Raw genomic sequence first — 23669 nt, 5'->3', positions numbered from 1 at the left:
GACGTCTTTCGTGGACGTCATCGCAACCGTCATGGCAGCGGCTGACGTTCGACGCGCTGTTCGATCGCACCGAAGATGCTGGCGCCGTAGGCATCGAACATCTCGATCCGCACCACGTCGCCGAAGGACATGAACGGTGTGCTCGGCTTGCCGTCGCGCAGGGTTTCCACCACGCGCTGCTCGGCAAAACACGAGGCGCCCAGGGTGGTGTCCCAATTGGCGATGGTGCCCGAGCCGACGATGGTGCCGGCCGAGAGCGGCCGCGTCCTGGCGGCATGGGCGATCAGCTGGGCGAAGTCGAACTGCATGTCCTGCCCCGCTTCGGGCGCGCCGAACCAGGCACCGTTGACGTGGGTGACCAGCGGCAGATGCACCTTGTTGTCGCGCCATACCTCGTCCAACTCATCCACGGTGACGAACACCGGCGACAACGCCGAGCGCGGTTTGGATTGCACGAAACCAAAGCCCTTGGCGAGCTCGGCCGGAATCAGATTGCGCAGCGAGACGTCGTTGACCAGGCCGACCAACTGGATATGCGCGGCAGCCTGCTCGGGCGAGGCGCCCATCGGCACGTCGTCGGTGATCACTACCAGTTCGGCTTCCAGATCGATGCCGTGGTCTTCGCTGATCACCTTGATCGCATCGCGCGGGCCGTAGAACCCGGCGCTGGTGGCCTGGTACATCAGCGGGTCGGTGTAGAAGCTTTCCGGCACTTCGGCATTGCGCGCGCGACGCACCCGTTCGACATGCGGCAGGTAGGCGCTGCCGTCGACGAACTCATAGGCACGCGGCAACGGCGCGGCCAACGCCTGCATATCCAGATCAAACACGCCATCGGCACTGCCATCGTTGAGCGAGGCGGACAGGGCATTCAGCCGCGGCGCGAGGTTGCTCCAGTCTTCTAGTGCGCGCTGCAGCGTGGGCACGATGCCGGTGGCGCGGACTGACTTACGCAGATCGCGCGCGACCACGATCAGGCTGCCATCGCGGCCGCCTTCCTTCAGGGAACCTAGCTTCATGACCATCCTGTGCTGTACTGATCTGCCGATTGTATGGCCTGCCATACCAGTGGTCGCATCTGAAATAACTGACCCGGAGCCCAACCGCAGTCCTAGCCTTTTGTGCAGCGCGCCAAACGCGCGTATGCTTACCCGGTCTGCATGCGGCCGTCCGTTTCCCTTAGGGACAGCCGGCGAGGCCAGGATCGATTGATCCGCTCGCCCGCCCCACCCGACGCCTTTCGTGGTGCCGACAAACCCATCGCTCGTTTCTTGGGTCGATCCACCATCTCGCAGCGCGGTTCACGGGAACGCTCCGAGCCTCACTATTTTTACATCTGCAATGCGTCTGCGCTCCGGGCCTGTCCTGGCAGCGACGCTTTCCTTGGAGCTTCCTGATGTCTTTTGAATCCCTGGGCCTTGCGCCCTTCCTGCTGCGCGCGTTGGCCGAGCAGGGCTACGAAACCCCCACTGCAATCCAGCAGCAGGCGATTCCGCTGGTGTTGGCAGGCCATGACCTGTTGGCCGGCGCGCAGACCGGCACCGGCAAAACCGCCGCGTTCGGCCTGCCGCTGCTGCAGCACCTGGGCACCTCGCCGCAGCCGGTCAATGGCCCGCGCAAGCCCCGCGCGCTGATCCTGACCCCCACCCGCGAGCTGGCTACCCAGGTGCATGACAGCCTGCGCGGCTACAGCAAGTACCTGCGTATCCCGAGCGCGGTGATCTACGGCGGCGTGGGCATGGGCAACCAGCTCGACGCGCTGCGTCGTGGCGTAGACCTGCTGATCGCCTGTCCGGGCCGCCTGATCGACCATATCGAGCGTCGCAGCGTGGACCTGTCCGGCATCGAAGTGCTGATTCTGGACGAAGCCGATCGCATGCTCGACATGGGCTTTTTGCCGTCGATCAAGCGCATCCTCACCAAGCTGCCGCGCCAGAACCGTCAGACCCTGCTGTTCTCGGCAACGTTCGAAGAGAACATCAAGCAGCTGGCGCTGGAGTTCATGCGCAACCCGATGCAGATCCAGGTCACACCTAGCAACACCGTGGCCGAGAGCATTACCCACCGCGTGCACCCGGTCGATGGCGCGCGCAAGCGCGATCTGCTGCTGCACCTGTTGGCGCAGGACAGCCGCGAGCAAACCCTGGTGTTTGCGCGTACCAAGCATGGCAGCGACAAGCTGGCGCTGTTCCTGGAGAAGTCCGGCATCAAGACCGCAGCGATCCACGGCAACAAGAGCCAGGGTCAGCGCATGCGTGCCCTGAGCGACTTCAAGGCCGGCCGCGTGACTGTTCTGGTAGCGACCGATATCGCTGCGCGCGGTATCGATATCGACCAGCTGCCAAAGGTCATCAACTATGATCTGCCGATGGTGGCTGAGGATTACGTGCACCGCATCGGCCGCACCGGCCGTAACGGCTCGACCGGCGAAGCGATCTCGCTGGTGGCGCAGGACGAAGCCAAGCTGCTGCGTCAGATCGTGCGCATGCTGGGCCGCGATGTCGAAATTCGCGACGTGCCGGGCTATGAGCCGCAGACCCCGATCCGTTGGGGCAACAGTGCGCCGGGCCGTGCCGAACAGCCGAGTGGCGAGCGCGCTCCGCGCAAGAGCCACGCCCGTCGTCCGCATGGCGATGCACCGCGTCATGCGCATGCACATGCCGGACCGAAGAAGCCGGGTGGTCAGCGCAGCAGCGGACCGCGTCAGGCCGGTGTTGCCGCCGCCGGTGCGGGTGCAGGCCGTCGCGATGGTGGGCGTGGCGGCAGTGGCCGGCCGGCCAGCCGCGGCGTCTGACCTCAGGCGGTTTGACGACAAGGGCCGCGATGCGGCCCTTGTCGTGTCCGTCCATCGGCGCCCTGGCCACGTCCTCGGCGCTTTCTTTTCTCGTTCGATGTTTGCCCATCACGTCATGGATATCTTCAAAGTCTTTACGCTCGAAGCCGCGCACCGGCTTCCCAATGTGCCACCGGACCACAAGTGCGCCCGGCTACATGGGCACTCGTTCCGGGTCGAGCTGCACGTCAGCGGCGAACCGGGCGCCGAGACCGGCTGGATCATGGACTTCGGCGACATCAAGGCCGCGTTTCGGCCAATCTACGACCGCCTGGATCACCATTACCTCAACGATATCGAGGGGCTGGAAAACCCGACCAGCGAGCGTCTGGCGATCTGGATCTGGCAGCAGCTCAAGCCGGCGCTGCCGAGCCTGAGCGAGATCGTGGTGCATGAAACCTGCACGTCCGGCTGCCGTTATCGCGGCTGATCGACTGGCGCACTCGTGTGATGCCCAGCCGCCTTTAGGGCGGCTTTGTTGTTTCCGACGTTAGGTAACCTTTTGATTTGTAAAGGCACTTGAACAAAAGCGCTTGAAGCCGTTTAGGAAAATTTCAGCAAACGTGTTGCATCGCAATAAATAGTCAGCGTATGCTGCAACGCAACAACGATCACAGCCTTCCCCAAGGGGTTCGCAATGTCGGCGCAGTTCGAGAATGGCTTCAGCAGCTTTGCTTCCGCAGCGGCACGTGCCAACCAATTGGCGATGGAGCATGCGAAAAGCGCGTTTGGCCTGCAGTTGAAGACGCTTGAACGCAACGTCAGCGCGACCACCACTTTTTTCGGTGAGGTTGCGCAAGCACGTGGCTTGGACGCCTACAAGACCCTCTTGCCAAAGGGACTGCAACTGGCACGCGACAATCTGGAACGTCTGGCCTCGGCCAATCAGGAAGTAGTCGGCCTGGGCTTGAAGGCATCCGACGCGCTCGGCCAGCTGGCCAAGCAGCAGTTCGACGCCAAGAGCGAGCAATCCAGTGCCGGTAAGACCCGGCACAAGTAACGGCCAACACAATTCAGCGTCTTTGCATGGGTCCCTCCCCCCGTGCAATCCGGCCCGACAGATCCCTCCCTCTGTCGGGCTTTTTTATTGGCTGCTGTCTGACCTGCCTGCTGGCGCAAATCTTTGTCAGCGCAACAAGCAGGCGCCTTTGCAGTGGCCGATCGAAAGAGCGCGTACCCGCCAGGTGGCATGCGCTTGGTGCTCCGTGCGTGACAGTGCGATCCGGCTACCGACCACACCCTGGTGGCGACGCCATTACCGACCAGCGCTTTTGCTCAGATCGGCAATTGCAACTCCTGCGCCTGGGTCGCGGCATCGGCGCCCGGCCGCCACGCAATCCGGCCCCAGCACGGCATCGCCAGACGCTGGCGCAGCATGCCGATGTTCTCGTCGACGCGCTCCATCTGCGGATCGACTTCATTGGCGATCCAGCCGGCGCATTCCAGCCCATCGGCGGCGATCGCGGCGGCGGTCAGGCGCGCATGGTTGATACAGCCCAGCCGTATGCCGACCACCAGCACCACCGGAAGCTGCAGCGCGCGGACCAGATCGGCCTGGTCCAGATCGGCACTCAGTGGCGCGGCCCAGCCGCCGACGCCTTCAACCACCACCACCTCGGCCTGCGCACGCAATTGCGCGAAGGCGCCGGTGATCGGCTTGAGCGACAGGGTCACTCCGAGGTCGGCCGCGGCCAGCTCCGGTGCCAGCGGTGCCGGCAAGGCATAGGGATTGAGGGTGGCATAGTCCGGCTGCGGGTCGCTGGCGGCTTGCAGGGCCAACGCGTCTTCGTTGCGCCAGCCGTGCGGGGTGTGCTCGCAGCCGCTGGCGACCGGTTTCATGCCCACGACCGTGTGCCCGCGCGCGCGCAATACGTGCAGCAATGCGGTGCTGCCCATGGTCTTGCCGATGCCGGTATCGGTGCCGGTGACATACAACGCTGGAAGCTGCATGCGTTCGTTCCTGCGGCAGCGCCGCTATTGCCTTGAGGGCGCGCAGCATAGCGTGCGCATCCGAACGCTTCGCTGAGCAAGGCTGACAAATGCATTGGCCGAGCGGGAGCCGCTGCGCTCAGTACGCGAAACAGAAGTGCGAAATCGGCATGCTCCCTGCCGAGCGTCACCATTCCTGCACGTGCGCACTTGATTTCGTAGTGTCCGCCACCTGCGGTTGGCTGCTCGCGGTATCGACCGTATTCTCGACCTGATGCGGCAATGGCTAGCGCAGGTGCAACGCTGCGGACGGCCACTGCTAGACTTTACCGATGTTCGCAACCTCTTCGCTAACCGGCAGCAAGCCGGAATACTATGCCCAGCTCATCGCTCAGGCCCAGGCACTGGTGCACGGCGAGCCGAATCGCGTCGCCAATGCCGCCAATCTGGCCGCGCTGATCTTCCATTCGTTGCCGTCGCTCAACTGGGCCGGCTTCTATTTCTACGATGGCCGTGAGCTGGTGGTGGGGCCGTTCCAGGGCTTGCCGGCATGCGTGCGCATTCCGTTGGACAAGGGTGTGTGCGGCGCGGCCGCCAGCACCCGGCAAAGCCAGCGCATTGCCGATGTGGATGCGTTCCCGGGGCACATCGCCTGCGATTCGGCATCGCGCTCTGAGCTGGTGATTCCGCTGGTCAAGGGCGCTGCGCTGATCGGCGTGCTGGATGTGGACAGCCCGGAGCTGGGCCGCTTCGATGCGGACGACCAGCGCGGCCTGGAGGCGATTGCACAGGTCTTTGTGGACGCCTTGGCGTGACCACTGAGCGGATGCGCAATATCGGCCCCAAGAGCGCGGCATGGCTGCGCCAGGTTGGGCTGCGCACGCAGCAGGATCTGCAGGCGATAGGTGCGGTGGACGCCTTCGTCAAAGTGCGCCGTGCCGGGTTCAAGCCCAGCCTCAATCTGCTCTACTCGCTGGAAGGCGCGTTGGCCGATTGTCATTGGCAGCAAGTTCCGGAAGCGCGACGCCATGCATTACTCGCCGAATACGAAGCAGCCAGTGCGCTGTTGCCGGTGCGCAGCCGCGCAATCGGTGGTCCGGTGGAAACCGTGCATTTCGCGCGTGCCGACAACGACGATGGGCATAGCGACATGATCGATGCGGCCGATGACGATGCGACACCCGGCGAGACGCACGATGATTAAGAATATATTCGTAAATAGGTAAACTATCGATTCGAGCCGCATGAGCGTGCCACCCACTTCAAAAGTACCGCATAGCAGCTGTTGCGGGCCAAGCCAGATCGAATCCGAACGAACCGAGGGGATATCGCTTCGCCTGGCCGTGCTCGATCATGGAACAGGTCATCAATGCGACGATGGCTTCACCTCTGGATCGCAACACCAACGGTTGTGACGTGGTCCAGGCGACCTGACCTGAGCGACTTCACCGCCAAGTGGAGTTGCCCATGTCATCCAGCCGCCTGGACCTGTGAGAACGATACCGTTTGCATGCGTTATATGAACCGGGATGTCGATGCGGGCCATCGCCGATGCGTTGGAGCGCGCGCCCAGCACGATCAGCCGCGAACTGCGCCGTCACCGGCACGCTCGGCAGTATCTGCCCGATCATGCGCAGCGCCTCAGCGAGCATCGGCGCACGCAGGCCAGCCGGTGTGCGCGCATCGACGCTGAGCGCATCGCCCGGATCGAGCTCTTGCTGGGTGAGGACTTCAGCCCGGAACAGATTGCCGTCGGCGATTGGGAGCTGGACACCCTTCGCGCTTCGCATGGCAAGGCGGTGGTGGTCAGCATGACCGAACGTCGCAGTCGCCTGCATCTGCTGGCCTACTCGCCTGACGGCATCGCCGAGAACGTGCGCAACGCCATCGTCCAGCGCCTGGGCGGCCTACGCCACACGGTGCACACCCTGACCGCCGACAACGGCAAGGAGTTCGCCGATCATCAATTCATTACCGCGTGCTTGCAGAGCGATTTCTATTTTGCAGACCCGTACTGTGCATGGCAGGGTGGCAGTAACGAAAATGCCAACGGATCGACGCGCCAGTACTTGCCACGACAGACCGATTTCAGCACCATCGCCCACGCGCACCTACGATGGATCGAACAGCGACTCTACAATCGTCCACGCAAGGTACTCGGATTCAAAACGCCCCTCGACGTCTTCTCCGAAGAGGTCCTCAACAGCGTTGCGAATCGGAGTTGAATCCGCCCCTTCATCTTCAGTGCCTTGATGCAATGTGTCCGCGCTGCGAGCCTTGAAAACTGACGGACCGTTGCTCCCGATACACGACTCATTTTTTCGCAATATTAAGCTTGCGTTAAGCGAGCTAATCTGCAACTCTATGCTCCATAGGACTGCGTATCCGCAGCTGTAATGGAATTACGAGAAAGTGAGATGGGTAATAAAGCAGTAGCGCTAAGTGCAGCAGCACTAGCAGTCGTAGTAGCTGGCATCATCTGGACGCACGAAGCGCGTAAGGGCGAAGTCCCAACGCAGGGCATTTATCAAAATGAGACCTTCACTGAGTCGAACGAGTCAGTGGAAGCTCAGGGTGCATTTCAGGCGGTTGGCAAGGGCGTCAATCCTGATTCATCCACTCCTGCCAGGAACCCGTTTCCCGAGGTTCCGAAAACTCGAGATGGAATGAGCTTCGATAACGACCCTGGATATGTCGAAAGCAAGGCAGAGCAGAAGTGGCTAGATCGCCATGGCTTTCCTAATGAAAAGCAGCTTGAGGCCTATATGGGAGCGCCGGAGGCTCTGCTGAAGCAGGCATCGGAAGCCGGAGACAAAGTCGCTCAAACGATTTTGGACGCGCGGCTTCTGCCTTCTGATCCCATGGCGCAGCAGCGTCTGGTGGACGCTGGAGCGGAGGGCAACCTTTTTGCATTGAACATGCTGGCATCCTTTCAGGGCGGTAGCTCAAATGGCGATCCTGTCGCCGCGTATGCCGTGTCCCGCGTTGCTGAAATGCGGGGCGATGCTCGCGCAGCCATCACTCGCGAAGTCATGATGTCTAAGCCGCTTTCGACAGAGCAAAAGATGCTCGGAGAATCGGAGGCGTTGCGTCTCAATGCTGAGATAAACAGGATCTACACGTCTAAGCACGGTAGTGCGCCAGTACTGGATAGGCGTCCGATTGGTCAGTAGGTTTGTCCGATTTTCTTAAACAAAGGAGTGGTGTGTAAATGGGAATTATTGGTAAATTGGGCGTCATCGTGATGTCGTTGACCGGGCTTGCCGGCCTTGTATTTGCCGCGTGCTCGGAACTGCCGATGCCGCCGTTGCCGCCCATCAAAGTAAGTTTGTCGGAATTTCCAAAGTTCAGCGATTATAAGAATCCTGCAAATGCCGTCTTTATGGGTAAGCTTGATGACGCAGCCTCAAAGCTGCTGGGTCAGAGCAATTGGATTGCAAACTCCTACAAAGGGTATTTTTCCTATACCGTAAAAATTCTAATGCATACCGGTCGCGGCATGGTTTATATCGAGAAGCCGTGTGACAAGAAAGCGAAAGATATGGCCGAGCAGATCGCTCAACAGCCTTCGAATGGCGGTGGCGGTGGCGGTGGTGGCGGCTCCGCTGGAACAGGTGGTGGTGGTAGTGGCGTCCTAATCGGTGGCGGCTGCTACGGCACCTGCGGTGGCAGAATTCCGACCGGTGATATAGGTCCAATCGAAACCCTGCCAGGCTGATAAGGTCTGGTTTTGACAAGAACGCCCTAGTTAAATGCTGGGGCGTTTTACTTTGTCGCCGATTCATTCTCATCCTGCTAAAGATTAAGAGCGGCTAACAAAACGTAGCGAGCAGTCGCCAGGTGTGAGTGCGGACGGCCCGGAGGAACCGCAGTGTACGAGTGGTACATGCCGGTTCCGAGCACCGGCCGCGCCCGCCTGGCGGTGAGCGTGGTAGTTTTGTTAGCCTCTCTAAGCGGGACGGTGGGCGACACTAAAGAGTCATTCCTGAAAAATCCCCTTCAAGCGCCAAGTGCCGTCGGTGACAGCGGCACGGCGCTAAATGACGACCATCCCATCGCCCGCCTCCAGGCACGCAAAAACGCGATCCAGCGCAGCAGCCAGCGCAGGGTGTAGCCGGCGGCGCAGCCGAGCACGTGCAGCGCATCGCCTTGTGCACCTTTCAACCTGCAGCGAGGCAACCTGCAGTCGTCTTTCAGATGTTCGATCACCGGCTCCACCGCCTGTCGTCGCTTGATCCAGCGCCATTGCCGCCGCGTCAGCGTCTTGGCCTTGCCGCGATGCAGGACCTGCACGCCATCGACTTCGCGCCCGCGATCGCCCAGGTCCACGATCGCCACCGTCGGTTCTACGCGCACATCCTGCAGCAACCCGCGTGTCTGCTCCAGCTGCTCGGCCAAGGTGTCGCCATCGTACGGGTTGCCAGGAAAACTGCGCGCGCCCACGACCAATCCCTTGCAGGCGGTGACCGCAATGCCGACCTTGACGCCGAATGCGTACGCTTGACGCGCCTTGCCCTTGCCCTTGCCGATGCATTCCACTTCCGGGGCATGCAATGCGTACAGTTTTTGTTTGTCCTTCGGACGCTGCGTGTACAGCCGTTGCGCACGTTCCAGCCAGACCGCGATGCGCTCGCGCACGCCGGGTTCCACCTGGTCCAGCTTGCGCTGCATGTCGCGCAACACCCGCCCCAACACCGTGCGTTGACGCCGCAGCACGCGCTGCATGACCCAGGCGCTGCCGCCAGCGCGTCAGCGAGCTGGGATCGCACGGCAAGCGCGTCTGGAACACGACTTCGCCAGTGAAGAACTGCCAATACGGATTTTCCAGCCAGCGCTCGCACACCGCTTCATCGGACAGGTCGTCGGCGTGTTTGAGGTAGAGCAAACCGGCGATCAGGCGCACCGGCAGCGCGGGACGACCGCCACCGGCTGGCGTGGCCGGAAAATGTGGCAAAAGCGTCTGCTCCAACGCCGCCCACGGCATGCGGTGGCTCAATTACACCAACGGATGACGCAGATCGATCTGGTTCTCCAGGCGCGAACGAAACCGCACGTTAGCTGCTCAGTGTTGTTAGCAACTCTTGAGCACACGCAGGTGATTCCACGCGCTCTACTTCAACGCAAGCAATTCCCGCATGTCATCGATGATCGCCACCGCACCGGAGCTCTGTACATCGAAGCCGCGCAGATAGCCGTTGCGCACCATCGCCAAGGGCATTCCGGCGGCGTTTGCGGCAGCGGCATCGGTGGCCGAGTCGCCAACCATCAGGCACTGCTGCGGTGTGTGCTGGAACTGCTTGGCCAGCTGCAACAACGGTGCTGGATCGGGTTTGCGTTGCGGCAGCGAATCGCCACCGAGCACACTGCTGAAATGCGCGGCGATGCCCAGATGCTCCAGCAGTGGTGCGATAAAACGCGAGGGTTTATTGGTGCACAACGCCAGCGTGGCGCCCGCCTCGCACAAGCCTGCCAGCGCTTCGGCAACACCCGGATACAACTGTGGGTCGTGCAGCAGGCTCATTTCATAATGACGCATCATCACTGGCATTTCCGGATCGGCATCGCGGTTGCTGCCGGCTTCGCGCAGCGCGGTGGTCAGCAGCACATGCACGCCTTCACCGATCCAGGTGCGTATCTTGGATTGGCTGAACTGCTGCAACCCCAGTTCCTGCAATGTACCGTTGAGTGCTTCGGCGATATTGGGTGCGCTGTCCACCAGCGTGCCGTCCAGGTCAAAAATCACCAGCGGATACGGAAACATTCCGACGACCTCATGCGGGGGAAAAGCCGCAGTGTACGGAGTGCAGGATTCGGGGCGTGTCACCGTGATCGCCGAACACGGACCCTTCGACATGGCACATGCGTAGTGCTGCAGCAACGCACCCACTACGCGCTCACTCCGCCTGCGGCACGTCACCGAACAATTGCCCTTGCACCGCGCCCTCTTCCACATCGCTGAAACCGCTCAGGCCGACACCGACCAGGCGGTAACGCGTCTGCGCGGGCAATTCCACACGCCGGGTCAGTGCCAATGCGATCTCTGCCAGCGCCTCCAAGGACGCAGGCGGCGGATCGGGCGTGTAGGAGCGCGTCAAAATACGAAAATTCGACGTCTTCAACTTCAACACCACCGTGCGCCCGATGCGCTCGGTGCGGCGCATGGCGAGCCAGGTTTTTTCGGCCAGACGCAGAATATGCGGATCCAGCGCATCCAGGGCCAGGTCTTGGCTGAAGGTATCTTCCGAAGAGACCGATTGCGCCTCTTGATACGGTTCGACCGGACGCTCGTCGATGCCGCGCGCGCGACGATACAGGCTCTGCCCGAAGGTGCCGAAATGCGCCTGCAATTCTTCCAATGGACGCAGCCGCAGATCGCCGACGGTGACAATGCCCAACGCGGCCAACTTGCCGTCCATCACCTTGCCGACGCCGGGGATGCGATTGACCGGTAGCGGCAACAGAAAGGCATCGATACGACTTGGTGCGACGACAAACTGGCCATCGGGCTTGCGCCAGTCCGAGGCGATCTTGGCGAGGAATTTGTTCGGTGCGATGCCGGCCGATGCGGTGAGTTGGGTTTCTTCGCGGATCTGTGTGCGGATCAGCTGCGCGATCTCGGTGGCCAATTGCATGCCGGTCTTGGCTTCGGTCACATCCAGATACGCCTCGTCCAGCGACAACGGCTCGACCAGATCGGTGTGACGATGAAAAATCTCGCGCACCTGCCGCGACACCGCCTTGTAGCGTGCAAAATCCGGCGGCACAAACACCGCATCCGGACACAGGCGCTCCGCACGCATTGCCGGCATCGCCGAACGAATGCCGAAGGTACGCGCTTCATACGAAGCTGCGCATACCACCGAGCGTGCGCCTCGCCAGGCCACCACCACCGGCTTGCCGCGCAACGACGGATCGTCACGTTGCGCCACGGACGCGTAGAACGCATCCATGTCCACGTGCACGATTTTGCGCATCGAGCTGGTTTCTCTCCACAGGCGTGCGCACATGATAAGTCAGCTGCTTCTTACACCTTGCGCGGCGATCGACATGACCGCGCTGCCGGCAAACGGGCGCGACCGGTGCTCAATCGGCACGAATCACGCGTGCATAACAGTTCCTACGCTCCGGCCACACATGCGCGATGACCACGCGCTACGGGTGCGTGACCGCCCCTGATCTGGCCAGCACCGATCACTTGCGCAGTGCGCAATCTGCTGAAAACAGCACGCATGCGTACGGATAAAACGTTTGATTGAACCGCGCCACCTCATGCACCCTTCACCGCCTCGTCTTTCGCTCCGTGCAGGAAACGTTTGTCATGACCCCTCAAAATACGTACTCGCGCGATCAATTGGTGGCCAGCGCGCGTGGGGAATTGTTTGGACCCGACAGCGGCCGTCTGCCCAACGATCCAATGCTGATGTTCGACCGCATCACCGAAATCAGCGACACCGGCGGCGCACACGGCAAGGGCGTGATTCGCGCCGAACTGGAGATCCGTCCGGACCTGTGGTTCTTCGGCTGCCACTTCATCGGCGACCCGGTGATGCCCGGCTGCCTTGGCCTGGATGCGATGTGGCAGCTGACCGGCTTCTTCCTGACCTGGATCGGCGCGCCGGGCCGCGGCCGCGCGCTGGGCTGCGGTGAGGTCAAGTTCACCGGCCAGGTGCTGCCTAGCGCTGCGTTGGTGAGTTACGAAATCGACGTCAGCCGCGTGATCAACCGCAAGCTGGTGATGGCGCAGACCGACGCACGCATGCGGGTGGACGGGCGCGAGATATATACTGCCAAGGATCTGCGCGTGGGCATGTTCACTTCGACGGAGAACTTCTGATGCGCCGCGTCGTCGTCACCGGGATGGGCATCACTTCGTGTCTTGGCAATGACCTGGACACCGTTTCCAACGCGCTGCGCGAGAGCCGCTCCGGCATCACCGCGTTGCCAGATCACGCAGAGGCCGGCCTGCGCAGCCAAGTGGGCGGGGCGGTGGCATTGGATCTGGACAGCCTGATCGACCGCAAGCTCAAGCGCTTCATGGGCGATGCCTCGGCGTACGCGTATCTGGCGATGCGCGATGCGATCGCCGATGCCGGGCTGGATGCCGAGCAGGTCAGCAGCCTGCGTACCGGCGTGATTGCCGGCTCGGGCGGCGGCTCCAGTCAATGGCAGGTCGAAACCGCCGATCTGCTGCGCGGCCGCGGCGTGCGCAAGGTTGGCCCGTACATGGTGCCGCGCACAATGTGTTCAGGAGTGTCTGCGTCGTTGGCGACCGCCTTCAAGATTCGCGGCGTGAGCTATTCGTTGTCGGCCGCGTGTGCGACCTCGGCGCATTGCATCGGCACGGCCGCCGATCTGATCCGGCATGGCGCGCAGGACGTGATGTTCGCCGGCGGCGGTGAAGACTTGCACTGGACCATGAGCGTGATGTTCGATGCGATGGGCGCGCTGTCCACCGGCTTCAACGATCGCCCCGCAGTGGCATCTCGCCCATACGACGCGCAGCGCGACGGCTTTGTCATCGGCAGCGGCGGCGGCATGTTGGTACTGGAAGATTACGACCACGCCATCGCACGCGGCGCGCGCATCCATGCCGAACTGCTCGGCTATGGCGTAACCTCCGATGGCGCCGACATGGTCGCCCCAAGCGGCGAAGGCGCGGTGCGCTGCATGCACATGGCGATGCAAGGACTTACGCAGCCGATCGACTACCTCAATACCCACGGCACCTCCACACCTTTGGGCGATGTCACCGAGCTGGGTGCCGTGCGCGAGGTATTCGGCGACAACGTGCCGCCGCTGTCCTCGACCAAGGCGCTGTCCGGCCATTCGCTGGGCGCGGCCAGCGTGCACGAAGCGATCTACAGCCTGCTGATGCTTCGCGACGGCTTTATGGCCGGCTCGGCGCATATCGATGAACTCGACCCGCGCGCGGAAGGCTTCCCGATCCTGCGCGAAACGCGCCAGGCCTCGTTGAACACGGTGATGTCCAACAGCTTCGGCTTCGGCGGCACCAACGCGGCACTGGTGTTCGGCCGGGTGTGATGGCTGACGCATTGCAGATGCCGCACAGATTGAGGGTAAGCTGTGCGGCACCTGCGCCGTGTGCATTGGGTGTTACATCGCAAGCTGCTGGACACCTGCAGCTGACGGCGACCATCGGCTCGCCGCTTATAGGCTCCGCCCTGCCCCGTGGTGGCCACCAACAGGAAGCGATGGCGCGGGCAAGGCAGAATGCGCCGACCGCACCTGGACCGGTTCTGGGATAATCCAGTCATGATGGCTCCAATGAACCGCTGCAAGCGATGAACACACGCCCGACGTCCACTGCGCGGCAGGAAGAGATCGACCAGAACCCGGACGGACCGGCAATGACGCTGGCTGCGCGCCGCCGCCCTGGTGGAGAGGAATGTGCTGGAGATGGCTGATACGCGCCCCCCGGTCAGAGCGGAATTTGCCGCATTCAAACACGCCGACTGGCACGGCTTGCAACATGGTCCATGTGTGGTTTACCTGCTGGCGCATGCGCAGCGCGAGGCGTTCTACATCGACACGGCAACTGGTCTGGGCGACATCGAGAAAATGCGCCGGCGCATCATCTTGCAGCAGCAGGCGACCTTGCCCGCGAAACGCATGGTACCGCTGCTACTGGTCTGGTTCGAACCCTGCGCCGATCAGGCATTTGCCAGCGCCCGCGCCAAACAGCTGCGTCGCTGGCCGCACGCCTGGCAGCGGCGGTTGGTGGAGACACTGAACCCGGCATGGGTCGACCTGAACTCCTATGCCTTGGGATTTCCGGGCGTACTGCCACAGGTAGGCGAACGCCACGCAGTATGCCGCGACTTGCGGATTTCAGAGGATGAGCAGGACACCTGAGCCAGACAACCGTTCGCTGCTGCAGCAGCGAATCGACCAGCGTGTATTGCGTGTTCGAACTTCATATTGCGCCGCGCACTTGATGGTGCAGCCCTGCAGTGCTCACTCCTGGACCATTATCTGAGCGGGCTCCAAGAAGTTTCGCATGCCGCCGACGCGCACGACGGCGGTCAACTCGACAGGAAAACAGCAGACCTTAAGCTCAGCCCGCCATGCCGTTATGGCGCAACAATGCATCGATTTTGGGCGCGCGCCCACGGAAAGCGCGGAAGTTTTCTGCCGCGCTGCGGCTGCCGCCGCGCGCCAGTACTTCATGGCGGAAACGTGCGCCGATGTCGGCCACCTGCCCGGGCGCTTCTTCGAAGGCGGCATACGCATCGGCGCTGAGCACCTCGGCCCATTTGTAGCTGTAGTAACCAGCGGCGTAACCACCGGCGAAGATATGGCTGAACTGATGCGGGAAGCGATTCCATGATGGCGGGCGATTGACCGCCACTTCGTCGCGCACGCGCTCGATCAGTTGCAGCACGCTGTCCTGGGTCGGGTCGAAGCTGCTGTGAAGTTGCATGTCGAACAGCGCAAATTCCAGCTGGCGCACGGTGAACATGCCGCTCTGGAAATTGCGCGCGGCCAACAGGCGATCGAACAGGTTGCGCGGCAGCGGTTCGCCGGTCTGTAGGTGCGCGGTCATCGCCTGCACGCGCTTCCATTCCCAGCAGAAGTTCTCCATGAACTGGCTCGGCAGCTCAACCGCGTCCCATTCCACGCCATTGATGCCGGCTACGCCGAGCTCGCCAATGCGCGTCAGCAACTGATGCAGGCCGTGGCCCATTTCATGAAACAGCGTGGTGACTTCGCCATGCCGGAACGTGGCAGGTGCATCGCCGCTGCCGCGGCCGAAATTACACACCAGATACACCAGCGGGGTCTGCACGCCGTGGGCGGTGTCGCGGCGGTTGCGGCAATCGTCCATCCACGCACCGCCGCGCTTGCCTTCGCGCGCGTACAGGTCCAGATAGAACTGGCCGACCAACCCACCTTGCGCATCTTCCAGGCGATAAAACCGCACATCCGGGTGCCAGACCGGCGCGCTGTCGGGTTTGACGGTGAGCCCGTAGAGGCTGTGGATCACATCGAACAGGCCGGCCAGCACTTTGGGCTCGGTGAAGTACTGCTTCACTTCCTGCTCGGAGAAGCTGTAGCGCGCCTGCTTGAGTTTTTCGCTGACGTAAGCCAGATCCCATGCCTGGAGTGCGTCCAGGCCGAGTTCGTCGCGTGCGAAGGCGTCGAGCTCTGCGCGATCGCGCTGCGCATGAGGTTTTGCGCGCACGGCCAGGTCACGCAAAAAGCCCATCACTTCATCCGGGCTCTGCGCCATCTTGGTGGCGACCGAGTAGTCCGCGTAATTGGCAAACCCGAGCAGCTGCGCCAGCTCGGCGCGCAAGGCAAGAATGCGATCGATATTGGCACTGTTGTCCAAGGCTGAGTCGCCGAATTCGGACGCACGCTCGGCATTGGCGCGATACAGCCGCGCGCGCAGCTCGCGATTGTCCGCATCGCTTTGCACCGGCAGATAGCATGGCATCTGCAAGGTGAGCTTCCATCCCGGCACGCCGTCTTTCTCGGCAGCAGCGCGCGCGGCGGCGACCACTTCGGCAGGCAGGCCAGACAGCTCGTTTTCGTCTTCGGTGACGTACGACCACGCATCGGTGGCATCGAGCACGTTTTGCGAAAACTTGGCTGCCAGCGCGGACAACTCTTCCTGGATCTGCGCAAAACGCGCCTTTGAAGTGTCATCCAGCTCGGCACCGCCGAGGCGGAAATCGCGCAGCGCGTTTTCCAGCACCTTGCGACGTGCGTCGTCGTAATGCGCGGCTTCGGGCGATGCAGACAAAGCCTTGTATTGCCCATACAACGCCAGATTCTGCGCCAGCGCGCTGCCGAAGCGGCTCACCTTGGGCAAGTTGCTGTTGTAGGCCTCGCGCAGCTCGGCAGTGTTGACCACCGCCTGCAGATGCCCGACCTGCCCCCAAGCGCGCCACAGCCGCTCGGTGGCATCGTCCAGCGGAACCACAAAACTGTCCCAACGCACCGGGCTGACGCGTTCGGCCACCTTCACTGCCGCCTCGGCGTCAGCGAGCAGTTGATCGATCGCCGGGCCCACGTGCTCGGGACGAATCGCATCGAAGGACGGCAGTCCGGACAGGTCGAGCAGCGGGTTGGTCATGGAATGCTCCGGCGGTGGACTGAATCAAGAAGTAAAAAAGTGGCTGGCAAAAGATCGCGATGCGCAACAGTTTGGATAGCAGCTACAAGAAGATGGCGGTCATTCCAGCCCAGCACAAGGTAGCTGCGGCAAGTCGCCGCCATTCACTGCAATGGCGATGGCGGCATCGCTGGCGGTGACATCGATCTCGCGTGCCGCATACCAGGCCGGGTTGTAATAGCTGTGCGCGTAACGTGCGCCGGCATCGCACAGGATGGTAACGATGGAGCCTCGGCGGCCCGCGTCGCGCATGCGCTGCGCGGCCTGCAGCACACCGACGAAGTTGCTGCCGGTGGAGCCACCGACGCGGCGACCAAGCGTGGCGCTGACATGGCGCATCGCCGCCAGACTCAAGGCATCGGGCACCTTGATCATCACGTCCACGCAGCTGGCGATGAAGCTCGATTCCACCCGCGGGCGGCCGATGCCTTCGATGCGCGAGCCTCCGGTGATGGCCAGCTCCCTGGGGCATTGACCGTCCACCGCGCGGCAATAGCCGTCGAAGAACACCGATATTTCCGGGTCCACGCACAGGATGCGGGTGGCGTGGCGCCGATAGCGCACATAACGGCCAAGCGTGGCGCTGGTGCCGCCGGTGCCGGGGCTGCACACGATCCATTCGGGAATCGGATGCGGCTCCTCGGCCAACTGTTTGAAGATCGATTCGGCGATGTTGTTGTTGGCGCGCCAGTCGGTGGCGCGCTCGGCGTAGGTGAACTGGTCCATGAAGTGCCCACCGGTCTCGCGTGCGAGCTGGTGCGAGGCGCTGTCCAGGTCGCAGGCGCGCTCGATCAGGTGGCAGCGGCCGCCCTGGAATTCGATCGCAGCGATCTTTTCCGGTGAGGTCGACGCCGGCATCACGGCAATGAAGGGCACACCCAGCAGACGGGCGAAATACGCTTCGGAAATCGCGGTCGAGCCACTGGACGCCTCGATCACCGGACGCCCGGCGCGCAGCCAGCCATTGGTCAGCGCGTAGAGAAACAGCGAGCGCGCCAGCCGATGCTTGAGACTGCCGGTCGGATGGCTGGATTCGTCCTTGAAGTACAGGTCGATGCCCGGATAGCCCGGCAGGTCCATCGGAATCAGATGGGTGTCGGCCGAGCGGTTGAAATCGGCTTCGATCTTCTGGATGGCGGCGGCCACCCACTGGCGCTGCGACATGGCAGGACTGGGCTATGAAAGAAGCGTCAATTCTACCGCCGCCCGGGCCCGCACCCACCGCGGCCAGGTCATCGGGCGGACAACTGGAGGCCGATGATATGCTCGCCGCACCTGTCATCTCCCCCGACCGCCTGTGCTGCGTTGCCTGCTCCGACTGCTGCTGTGCCTGTGCCTGGTCGCCAATACGGCCACCGGCGCGTGGGCGTCGGTGGGCATGGCGATGCCGCAGATGGCATCGGCTGCGTCAACAGCGCATGCGGCGATGCCGGCCGCGCTGCCGCGCCATGACGGCATGCCACCGCACGCTGCAATGCAGCTACCCGACAAGACCAGGCGCGCGCATGCAACCGATTGCCGCAAGCTGGGTAGCTGCGACTGCCTGCAGCACTGCAGTCTCGCCTTGCCGACCTTGCCTGCGGTGCCCGCGGGCCTGCCCGGTCACGCGACGTTGCCCGCCACCCGGGCCGAGGGGCGCAGCAGCCCGGTGCCCGAACAACCGGTTCGACCTCCCATCGCCTGAGCGCTGACGGCCTTGCCGTCATCGGCCCCGCTTGCGTATTGCGTGGGGTTTCCTAGCGATGCCATACGTCCGCCTGCACTGGTGGGCCGCACCGGAGATGTCATGTCTTTCGATTCCGATTCTTTCGATCCACCCTCCAGCGGCGGACTGAGCCGACGCCGCTTCGTGCAGGGCCTGGCCCTGGGCGGCGTTACCGCAAGCGCCGGCCTATGGCGCGGCGACGCACGTGCGGCGAACCCTGTGACGCAGGTGTTGCGCGGTAGCAGCCAAGCGCTGCAGATCGGCCGCATGCCGGTCAACTTCACCGGGCGCACGCGTCCGGCCATCACCGTCAACCAGAGCTTGCCCGCCCCCACGCTGCGCTGGCGCGAGGGCGACACGGTGAGCGTGCGCGTATGCAACGCACTGACCGACCAACCTACCTCCGTGCATTGGCACGGCCTGCTGCTGCCGGCAACCATGGATGGCGTACCAGGCATAAGCTTCGACGGCATCGCGCCGGGCCAGGAATATCACTACCGCTTCGCGCTGCGTCAATCCGGCACGTACTGGTACCACAGCCACTCGATGTTTCAGGAGCAGGCCGGGCTATACGGCGCGATCGTCATCGACCCGCTGACGCCGCCGCCGTATCGGCACGATCGCGAGCACGTGGTGCTGCTGTCGGACTGGACCGATCTGGACCCGGCTGCACTGTTCCGGCGGCTCAAGCAGATGCCCAGCCACGACAATCACGCGCAGCGCACCGTGGGCGATTTCATGCGCGATGCGCGCGAAGACGGCTTGCGCGCAACGCTGGCCGATCGCGGCATGTGGGGGCGCATGCGCATGACCCCGACCGACCTGTCCGACGTCAACGCCAACACCTACACCTACCTGCTCAACGGCGTCGCCCCGGCCGGCAACTGGACCGGGGTGTTCAAGCCAGGCGAGAAGGTATTGCTGCGTTTGATCAACGGTTCGTCGATGACGTATTTCGACATTCGTATTCCCGGTCTGCGCATGACCGTGGTAGCCGCCGACGGCCAATACGTGCATCCGGTCAGCGTGGACGAGTTGCGTATCGCTGCGGCCGAAACCTTCGATGTGATTGTCGAACCGCGCGGCCAAGATGCATTTACGTTGTTTGCGCAGGACATGGGGCGGACCGGTTTCGCCTGCGGCACGCTGGCGGTACGACATGGGTTGCAGGCGCCGATTCCCGCATTGGACCCACGTGCGATCCTGACCATGCGCGATATGGGGCATGGCGATGACATGACACATGGGGGCCACGCCATGCATGGGGATGATGGGGCGCAGAGCGATCCGCATGCAGCGCACGCGATGCCGATACCGGCAATGCACATGCACGGGCATGCAAGCGAACCGCCGCAGACCAAAACACCCCGCCATCCCGCAAGCGAAGACGGCCATCCCTTGATCGACATGCGCAGCAATGCCGCTGCACCGCGACTGGACGATCCCGGTATCGGGCTACGCGCCAACGGCCGCCGCGTGCTGTGCTACGCCGATTTGCACAGCGTGTTCGACGACCCGGACGGGCGCGAGCCTGGGCGCGAGATCGAGCTGCATTTGACCGGGCATATGGAAAAGTTCGTCTGGTCCTTCGACGGTATCGCCTTCGCCTCGGCAGAACCCTTACCTCTGCGTTACGGCGAGCGGCTGCGCATCGTGCTGGTCAACGACACCATGATGCAGCACCCCATCCACTTGCACGGCATGTGGAGCGACCTGGAAGACGCCGACGGCAATTTCCAGATGCGCAAGCACACCATCGACATGCCGCCCGGCACACGCCGCAGCTATCGCGTGCGTGCCGACGCACTCGGCCGCTGGGCTTATCACTGCCATCTGCTATACCACATGGAAGCGGGCATGATGCGCGAAGTGCGGGTGGAGGCATGAGCGCACTTCGCACTCAACACGTATTGCTGCTCGCACTGCTTGTCAGCGCATCGAGCGGAGCGCAGGAGCATGTGCATGATGCGATGGATGCATCCGCGCATGACGATCACGGGCATGCAATGGACCACGGTGCAATGGACCGCGCACCGATGGAGCACATCGAGATGGATCGCGCACTGCCAGCTAAAGCACAAATACAAACACCTGCATCGCCGACCAATACTTCACTGCAACACGAGCCGCTCCCCACGCCCACCGCCGAAGAGATTGCAGCCGCGTTTGCGCCGTTGCAACGCCATGCGATGCATTCGACGAGCATCAACCACTATGTCCTGCTCGATCGCCTGGGAGCTTTCGGCACTGATCGCGGCAGCGCTCAAGAGTGGGAGGCACGTGCATGGATCGGTGGCGATATCGACCGGCTCTGGTTGCGCAGCGAAGGCGAGCGGCAGTCTGGACGCGCTGAGCACGCCGCAGTAGAAGCCTTCTACGGCCATGCCATCTCGCCATGGTGGGATCTACTGATCGGCGCACGCCAGGAGATCGGCGCGGGTAAGCATCGCAGCCGGGCCGCCCTCGGCCTGCAAGGACTGACGCCGTACAAGGTCGAGACCGAAGCTACGCTCTACATCGGCAGCGGTCGCCGCGCAGCAGTGCGGCTGGAAGGCGAATATGAGGTACTGCTCACCAACCGACTGATCCTGCAACCACATGTGGAAGCCAACATTGCACTGACCGATGACGACCGGCGTGACGTTGGAAGCGGATTGCAACAGATCGAGGCCGGCATTCGTCTGCGCTATGAAGTCACCCGCCGCTTCGCACCTTACCTCGGCTGGGTCCACAGCCGTAGCTTCGGCGATACCGCCCAATGGGCCCTAATGGACGACGAGCTGCCGCGCGATAGCCGGTTCGTTGCCGGCGTGCGTCTCTGGTTCTGAGGCAACAACAGCGTACGCGATGGCCTGATCGTTCGACCCATGCCACGCCATAGACCTCGGGCATTGTGCCTCTTGCGATCGACGATAAAACACAGCGGCAAGATTACCGATTCTCGCCGTGCAGACATACCGACAACCCATGCCTGGCTAAAATCAGCGCCCAACGCAGCCAGAGCTGCGCCCCAATTCCATCAAGGAGCCATCATGCCTTTGACCGATCTGCAACACGTGCCAGGCGCCAGCGCCGCGCCGGCCGAGACCCTCGGCTTCGTGTTCAACCACACCATGTTGCGCGTCAAGGACCCCAAACAGTCGCTGGATTTCTATACGCGCATACTCGGCTTCCGCCTGCTCGATGCACGCGACTTTGCCGATGCGAAGTTCAGCCTGTACTTTCTCGCGTTGCTGCCGGAAGACACCACGATCCCCGATGACGACGCCGAGCGTCGCCTGTGGATGGCCGGCATCCCGGGCGTGCTGGAACTCACGCACAACCATGGCACCGAAATCCAGGACGGCCGGGTCTACCACGACGGCAACAGCGAGCCACGCGGCTTCGGACACATCTGCATTTCGGTCCCGGACATCCACGCCGCCTGCGCACGCTGGGACACCCTCAACGTGCCCTACCAGAAGCGCCTGGAAGACGGTCGCATGAAGCACCTGGCCTTCATCAAGGACCCGGACGGCTATTGGGTGGAAATCATTTCCAATACACCGCTGGCGTAACGACGCGAGGCCAAGCTGCCTGTTGGCGCTCTTGCAGGCAGCGCTGTCAAAGACGCGGGCAAAGGACATGGCGGACACTGTCCCCCGGCACCGGGCCTCCACCAGGGAGCTGACGAGGTAACTACGCGAGTACCGGAAACACGATCGAGCTGGAACAGACTTTTCGTTAACCTTCGCGATGGATGCAATCCGATGCTTGTATGGAACATTCCACTGGTCCATTTCTTGCGTCAGCAACGATTTCCGCATGCAAGCCGGCCACTTCGGATACCGCTACCAAGCTGGCAACACCGACTACGGCCACAGCCGCTACCGACCGACCTTCAAAAAATGGCGCTTCTCCCATGCAGGATGCGACCGAACAATTGCAGCCATCCCGCCCCCACAGAGTGCTGCTGTACTTCATCAGCAATGTAGACGCTGATGGCGCTCTTTCTTATGAAGTCGCCAATGGCAGCTGGATCAATGAACGGTGCCGAGCGCGAGAATCACTTTCCCGCGCCGGATACCAAGGCACCCCCGGCGCACGCCACCTTTATGACCAGCGAACCTGGTAGCAGGACGCCATGGAAGCTGCAAGGCATAGAACCCTACATTGGCGAGTTTGGCGGTAGCGAGAAAGGCAACCAGGTCGATACCGAGCGTAAGCCCCAGACCTGGAACACCCCTCGGGCAACACACAACTGGCGTTACCCACCTGATATCTGGGCTCGGGAGTCAGGATGCGGATGGTTGAGATCCTTCCATTCAATCTGCACGAACCGACGAAGGCCGACGACAACCCTTAGCGCCACCTGACGACGCTTACAAAAACGACGCCAGCTGCGGTCCAGACTTGCCAGGGTAGCGTGCGTGCGCAACGCGGTCATGACGGCCGGGACGGCCGCGACGCGTGCGTCGGGGCCGTCCCGGCACGCACCAGTCAGGCACGCAAGACCCCGCCCGCACCCGGCCGCCAACCGCGTGGCGTGCGCAGTGCGGCGAGTGTGCGCACCAGTTCGCGGTAGCTTTCGGCCAATTGTGCGAACAGGCCGGCATCGCTGCAGCGGCTGTCGGCCACGTCGGAATACGCACCGCGTCCCAGGTCGATGAAGTAATCCACGCTTAGCCTGCGGCGCTGCGCTACGCCGGGGAACAATCCTGCGATCAACAGACAGCCGTCGCCGACATCGCGCAGCAGATCGGCCCGCACGCTGCCGCTCTGCTCCTGCGCATGCAGCCACGCAAGCGCTTGCGTGCGCGAGAGCAGATGCGCATCGCGCTGGAAGCGCAGCAACACGAACACCAGATAGTGCTCGCGCGATTCGTCCAGCGGCCGCGCGATCCGCTGCCCCGCCTCACGTACCAGCGCCTGCCACACCTCGGCCGGCGCGCCCTGCTTGAAAGACTCGTGCATACGTCCTCCTACGTTGTGTAACCCTCGCCCACAGCGCATGCATAAATCGGGCCAAAGAACAGGTGTCCGGCCCAGGGCGACAGCCTCCCCACCCTGGCGTGGCGCAGCAC

Annotated in this window: 22 protein-coding genes, 1 other RNA gene and 2 pseudogenes; 16 read left to right on the top strand and 9 right to left on the bottom strand. The window is 62.7% G+C overall.

Annotated elements, in window-relative coordinates:
- Positions 1-29: 29 nt before the first annotated feature.
- Positions 30-1019 carry a fumarylacetoacetate hydrolase family protein gene (locus J5I97_RS02855; protein ID WP_208588929.1) on the bottom strand — a complete coding sequence of 330 codons (990 nt, stop codon included), beginning with the start codon at positions 1017-1019 and terminating at the stop codon, positions 30-32.
- Positions 1020-1396: 377 nt separating this feature from the next.
- On the opposite strand from J5I97_RS02855, the gene J5I97_RS02850 reads away from it, so the two are divergent.
- The 3 genes from J5I97_RS02850 (at position 1397) to J5I97_RS02840 (ending at position 3833) form a co-directional block, all read left to right on the top strand.
- A complete protein-coding gene (locus J5I97_RS02850) occupies positions 1397-2794 on the top strand; it encodes a DEAD/DEAH box helicase (protein ID WP_208588927.1) in 1398 nt (465 codons plus the stop codon).
- 115 nt (positions 2795-2909) lie between these two features.
- Entirely contained in the window at positions 2910-3263 is a 354-nt protein-coding gene (gene queD, locus J5I97_RS02845; protein WP_002814044.1) for a 6-carboxytetrahydropterin synthase QueD, read from the top strand.
- 207 nt (positions 3264-3470) lie between these two features.
- Positions 3471-3833 (top strand): phasin family protein, encoded by a 363-nt coding sequence (locus J5I97_RS02840; protein WP_208588923.1) that lies wholly within the window; start codon positions 3471-3473, stop codon positions 3831-3833.
- A 275-nt stretch (positions 3834-4108) separates the two neighbouring features.
- Here J5I97_RS02840 and bioD read toward each other — a convergent pair whose 3' ends face one another.
- Positions 4109-4783, bottom strand: a complete 675-nt coding sequence (gene bioD, locus J5I97_RS02835) for a dethiobiotin synthase (protein ID WP_208588921.1) — start codon at positions 4781-4783, stop codon at positions 4109-4111.
- Between the two features lie 311 nt (positions 4784-5094).
- Here bioD and J5I97_RS02830 point away from each other — a divergent pair, with 311 nt between their 5' ends.
- The 6 genes and pseudogenes from J5I97_RS02830 (at position 5095) to J5I97_RS02810 (ending at position 8480) form a co-directional block, all read left to right on the top strand.
- On the top strand, positions 5095-5577 hold the full coding sequence (locus tag J5I97_RS02830) for a GAF domain-containing protein (RefSeq protein ID WP_208588919.1): 483 nt from the start codon (positions 5095-5097) through the stop codon (positions 5575-5577).
- Positions 5574-5966, top strand: coding sequence for a TfoX/Sxy family protein (locus J5I97_RS02825; RefSeq protein ID WP_208588917.1), 393 nt, complete (start codon positions 5574-5576; stop codon positions 5964-5966). The genes J5I97_RS02830 and J5I97_RS02825 overlap by 4 nt, the downstream gene beginning before the upstream one ends.
- Positions 5967-6291: 325 nt before the next feature.
- Positions 6292-6382: pseudogene (locus J5I97_RS20470) on the top strand (helix-turn-helix domain-containing protein); the annotation flags it as partial.
- 191 nt (positions 6383-6573) lie between these two features.
- Positions 6574-6987, top strand: a complete 414-nt coding sequence (locus J5I97_RS20465; RefSeq protein ID WP_430541834.1) for an IS30 family transposase — start codon at positions 6574-6576, stop codon at positions 6985-6987.
- Positions 6988-7179: 192 nt separating this feature from the next.
- Complete coding sequence (locus tag J5I97_RS02815; RefSeq protein ID WP_238135626.1) at positions 7180-7935, top strand: hypothetical protein; 756 nt, start codon at positions 7180-7182, stop codon at positions 7933-7935.
- 38 nt (positions 7936-7973) lie between these two features.
- Positions 7974-8480 carry a hypothetical protein gene (locus J5I97_RS02810; RefSeq protein WP_208588915.1) on the top strand — a complete coding sequence of 169 codons (507 nt, stop codon included), beginning with the start codon at positions 7974-7976 and terminating at the stop codon, positions 8478-8480.
- Positions 8481-8572: 92 nt separating this feature from the next.
- Here the strand turns inward: J5I97_RS02810 and J5I97_RS02805 are convergent.
- The 4 genes and pseudogenes from J5I97_RS02805 to dinB all read right to left on the bottom strand — a co-directional run bounded on the left by J5I97_RS02805 (position 8573) and on the right by dinB (position 11736).
- A non-coding RNA gene (locus J5I97_RS02805) (sX9 sRNA) lies at positions 8573-8650 on the bottom strand.
- 111 nt (positions 8651-8761) lie between these two features.
- Positions 8762-9815: pseudogene (locus J5I97_RS02800) on the bottom strand (transposase).
- 57 nt (positions 9816-9872) lie between these two features.
- A complete protein-coding gene (gene gph / locus J5I97_RS02795) occupies positions 9873-10523 on the bottom strand; it encodes a phosphoglycolate phosphatase (protein WP_208588913.1) in 651 nt (216 codons plus the stop codon).
- Between the two features lie 133 nt (positions 10524-10656).
- Positions 10657-11736, bottom strand: a complete 1080-nt coding sequence (dinB, locus tag J5I97_RS02790; RefSeq protein WP_208588907.1) for a DNA polymerase IV — start codon at positions 11734-11736, stop codon at positions 10657-10659.
- A gap of 344 nt (positions 11737-12080) precedes the next feature.
- Here dinB and fabA point away from each other — a divergent pair, with 344 nt between their 5' ends.
- From fabA to J5I97_RS02775, 3 genes are all read left to right on the top strand, one after another.
- Positions 12081-12596 (top strand): 3-hydroxyacyl-[acyl-carrier-protein] dehydratase FabA, encoded by a 516-nt coding sequence (fabA, locus tag J5I97_RS02785; protein ID WP_208588905.1) that lies wholly within the window; start codon positions 12081-12083, stop codon positions 12594-12596.
- Positions 12596-13804: a beta-ketoacyl-ACP synthase I gene (fabB, locus tag J5I97_RS02780; RefSeq protein ID WP_208588901.1), complete on the top strand. Its 1209-nt coding sequence runs from the start codon at positions 12596-12598 to the stop codon at positions 13802-13804. Before fabA ends, fabB begins: the two co-directional genes overlap by 1 nt.
- Positions 13805-14179: 375 nt before the next feature.
- Positions 14180-14635: an endonuclease gene (locus tag J5I97_RS02775; protein WP_238135716.1), complete on the top strand. Its 456-nt coding sequence runs from the start codon at positions 14180-14182 to the stop codon at positions 14633-14635.
- Positions 14636-14837: 202 nt separating this feature from the next.
- On the opposite strand, the gene J5I97_RS02770 is transcribed toward J5I97_RS02775, so the two are convergent.
- Together J5I97_RS02770 and J5I97_RS02765 are read right to left on the bottom strand one after the other, a co-directional pair.
- Complete coding sequence (locus J5I97_RS02770; RefSeq protein WP_208588897.1) at positions 14838-16862, bottom strand: M3 family metallopeptidase; 2025 nt, start codon at positions 16860-16862, stop codon at positions 14838-14840.
- A 99-nt stretch (positions 16863-16961) separates the two neighbouring features.
- The gene (locus J5I97_RS02765) at positions 16962-18065 is read right to left on the bottom strand and encodes a PLP-dependent cysteine synthase family protein (protein ID WP_208588896.1); all 1104 of its coding nucleotides are present in this window, start codon (positions 18063-18065) and stop codon (positions 16962-16964) included.
- Positions 18066-18198: 133 nt separating this feature from the next.
- Here J5I97_RS02765 and J5I97_RS02760 point away from each other — a divergent pair, with 133 nt between their 5' ends.
- From J5I97_RS02760 to gloA, 4 genes are all read left to right on the top strand, one after another.
- Positions 18199-18585 (top strand): CopL family metal-binding regulatory protein, encoded by a 387-nt coding sequence (locus tag J5I97_RS02760; protein ID WP_208588895.1) that lies wholly within the window; start codon positions 18199-18201, stop codon positions 18583-18585.
- 81 nt (positions 18586-18666) lie between these two features.
- Complete coding sequence (locus tag J5I97_RS02755; protein ID WP_208588892.1) at positions 18667-20493, top strand: copper resistance system multicopper oxidase; 1827 nt, start codon at positions 18667-18669, stop codon at positions 20491-20493.
- Positions 20490-21434, top strand: coding sequence for a copper resistance protein B (locus J5I97_RS02750; RefSeq protein WP_208588888.1), 945 nt, complete (start codon positions 20490-20492; stop codon positions 21432-21434). The genes J5I97_RS02755 and J5I97_RS02750 overlap by 4 nt, the downstream gene beginning before the upstream one ends.
- 204 nt (positions 21435-21638) lie before the next feature.
- On the top strand, positions 21639-22163 hold the full coding sequence (gloA, locus tag J5I97_RS02745; protein ID WP_208588886.1) for a lactoylglutathione lyase: 525 nt from the start codon (positions 21639-21641) through the stop codon (positions 22161-22163).
- A gap of 922 nt (positions 22164-23085) precedes the next feature.
- Here the strand turns inward: gloA and J5I97_RS02740 are convergent.
- Complete coding sequence (locus tag J5I97_RS02740; protein ID WP_208588884.1) at positions 23086-23559, bottom strand: hypothetical protein; 474 nt, start codon at positions 23557-23559, stop codon at positions 23086-23088.
- Positions 23560-23669 lie beyond the last annotated feature (110 nt).

This window comes from Xanthomonas fragariae, assembly GCF_017603965.1.
Taxonomy (GTDB): Bacteria; Pseudomonadota; Gammaproteobacteria; order Xanthomonadales; family Xanthomonadaceae; genus Xanthomonas; species Xanthomonas fragariae_A.
This window is presented reverse-complemented; position numbering and strand designations above follow the sequence as displayed.

Excerpts from the sequence above, each read along its gene's own strand:
- J5I97_RS02855 (WP_208588929.1), bottom strand. The coding sequence starts at position 1,019 with ATGAAGCTAGGTTCCCTGAAGGAAGGCGGCCGCGATGGCAGCCTGATC.
- J5I97_RS02850 (WP_208588927.1), top strand. The coding sequence starts at position 1,397 with ATGTCTTTTGAATCCCTGGGCCTTGCGCCCTTCCTGCTGCGCGCGTTG.
- queD (WP_002814044.1), top strand. The coding sequence starts at position 2,910 with ATGGATATCTTCAAAGTCTTTACGCTCGAAGCCGCGCACCGGCTTCCC.
- J5I97_RS02840 (WP_208588923.1), top strand. The coding sequence starts at position 3,471 with ATGTCGGCGCAGTTCGAGAATGGCTTCAGCAGCTTTGCTTCCGCAGCG.
- bioD (WP_208588921.1), bottom strand. The coding sequence starts at position 4,783 with ATGCAGCTTCCAGCGTTGTATGTCACCGGCACCGATACCGGCATCGGC.
- J5I97_RS02830 (WP_208588919.1), top strand. The coding sequence starts at position 5,095 with ATGTTCGCAACCTCTTCGCTAACCGGCAGCAAGCCGGAATACTATGCC.
- J5I97_RS20465 (WP_430541834.1), top strand. The coding sequence starts at position 6,574 with ATGACCGAACGTCGCAGTCGCCTGCATCTGCTGGCCTACTCGCCTGAC.
- J5I97_RS02815 (WP_238135626.1), top strand. The coding sequence starts at position 7,180 with ATGGGTAATAAAGCAGTAGCGCTAAGTGCAGCAGCACTAGCAGTCGTA.
- J5I97_RS02810 (WP_208588915.1), top strand. The coding sequence starts at position 7,974 with ATGGGAATTATTGGTAAATTGGGCGTCATCGTGATGTCGTTGACCGGG.
- gph (WP_208588913.1), bottom strand. The coding sequence starts at position 10,523 with ATGTTTCCGTATCCGCTGGTGATTTTTGACCTGGACGGCACGCTGGTG.
- dinB (WP_208588907.1), bottom strand. The coding sequence starts at position 11,736 with ATGCGCAAAATCGTGCACGTGGACATGGATGCGTTCTACGCGTCCGTG.
- fabA (WP_208588905.1), top strand. The coding sequence starts at position 12,081 with ATGACCCCTCAAAATACGTACTCGCGCGATCAATTGGTGGCCAGCGCG.
- fabB (WP_208588901.1), top strand. The coding sequence starts at position 12,596 with ATGCGCCGCGTCGTCGTCACCGGGATGGGCATCACTTCGTGTCTTGGC.
- J5I97_RS02775 (WP_238135716.1), top strand. The coding sequence starts at position 14,180 with ATGGCTGATACGCGCCCCCCGGTCAGAGCGGAATTTGCCGCATTCAAA.
- J5I97_RS02770 (WP_208588897.1), bottom strand. The coding sequence starts at position 16,862 with ATGACCAACCCGCTGCTCGACCTGTCCGGACTGCCGTCCTTCGATGCG.
- J5I97_RS02765 (WP_208588896.1), bottom strand. The coding sequence starts at position 18,065 with ATGTCGCAGCGCCAGTGGGTGGCCGCCGCCATCCAGAAGATCGAAGCC.
- J5I97_RS02750 (WP_208588888.1), top strand. The coding sequence starts at position 20,490 with ATGAGCGCACTTCGCACTCAACACGTATTGCTGCTCGCACTGCTTGTC.
- gloA (WP_208588886.1), top strand. The coding sequence starts at position 21,639 with ATGCCTTTGACCGATCTGCAACACGTGCCAGGCGCCAGCGCCGCGCCG.
- J5I97_RS02740 (WP_208588884.1), bottom strand. The coding sequence starts at position 23,559 with ATGCACGAGTCTTTCAAGCAGGGCGCGCCGGCCGAGGTGTGGCAGGCG.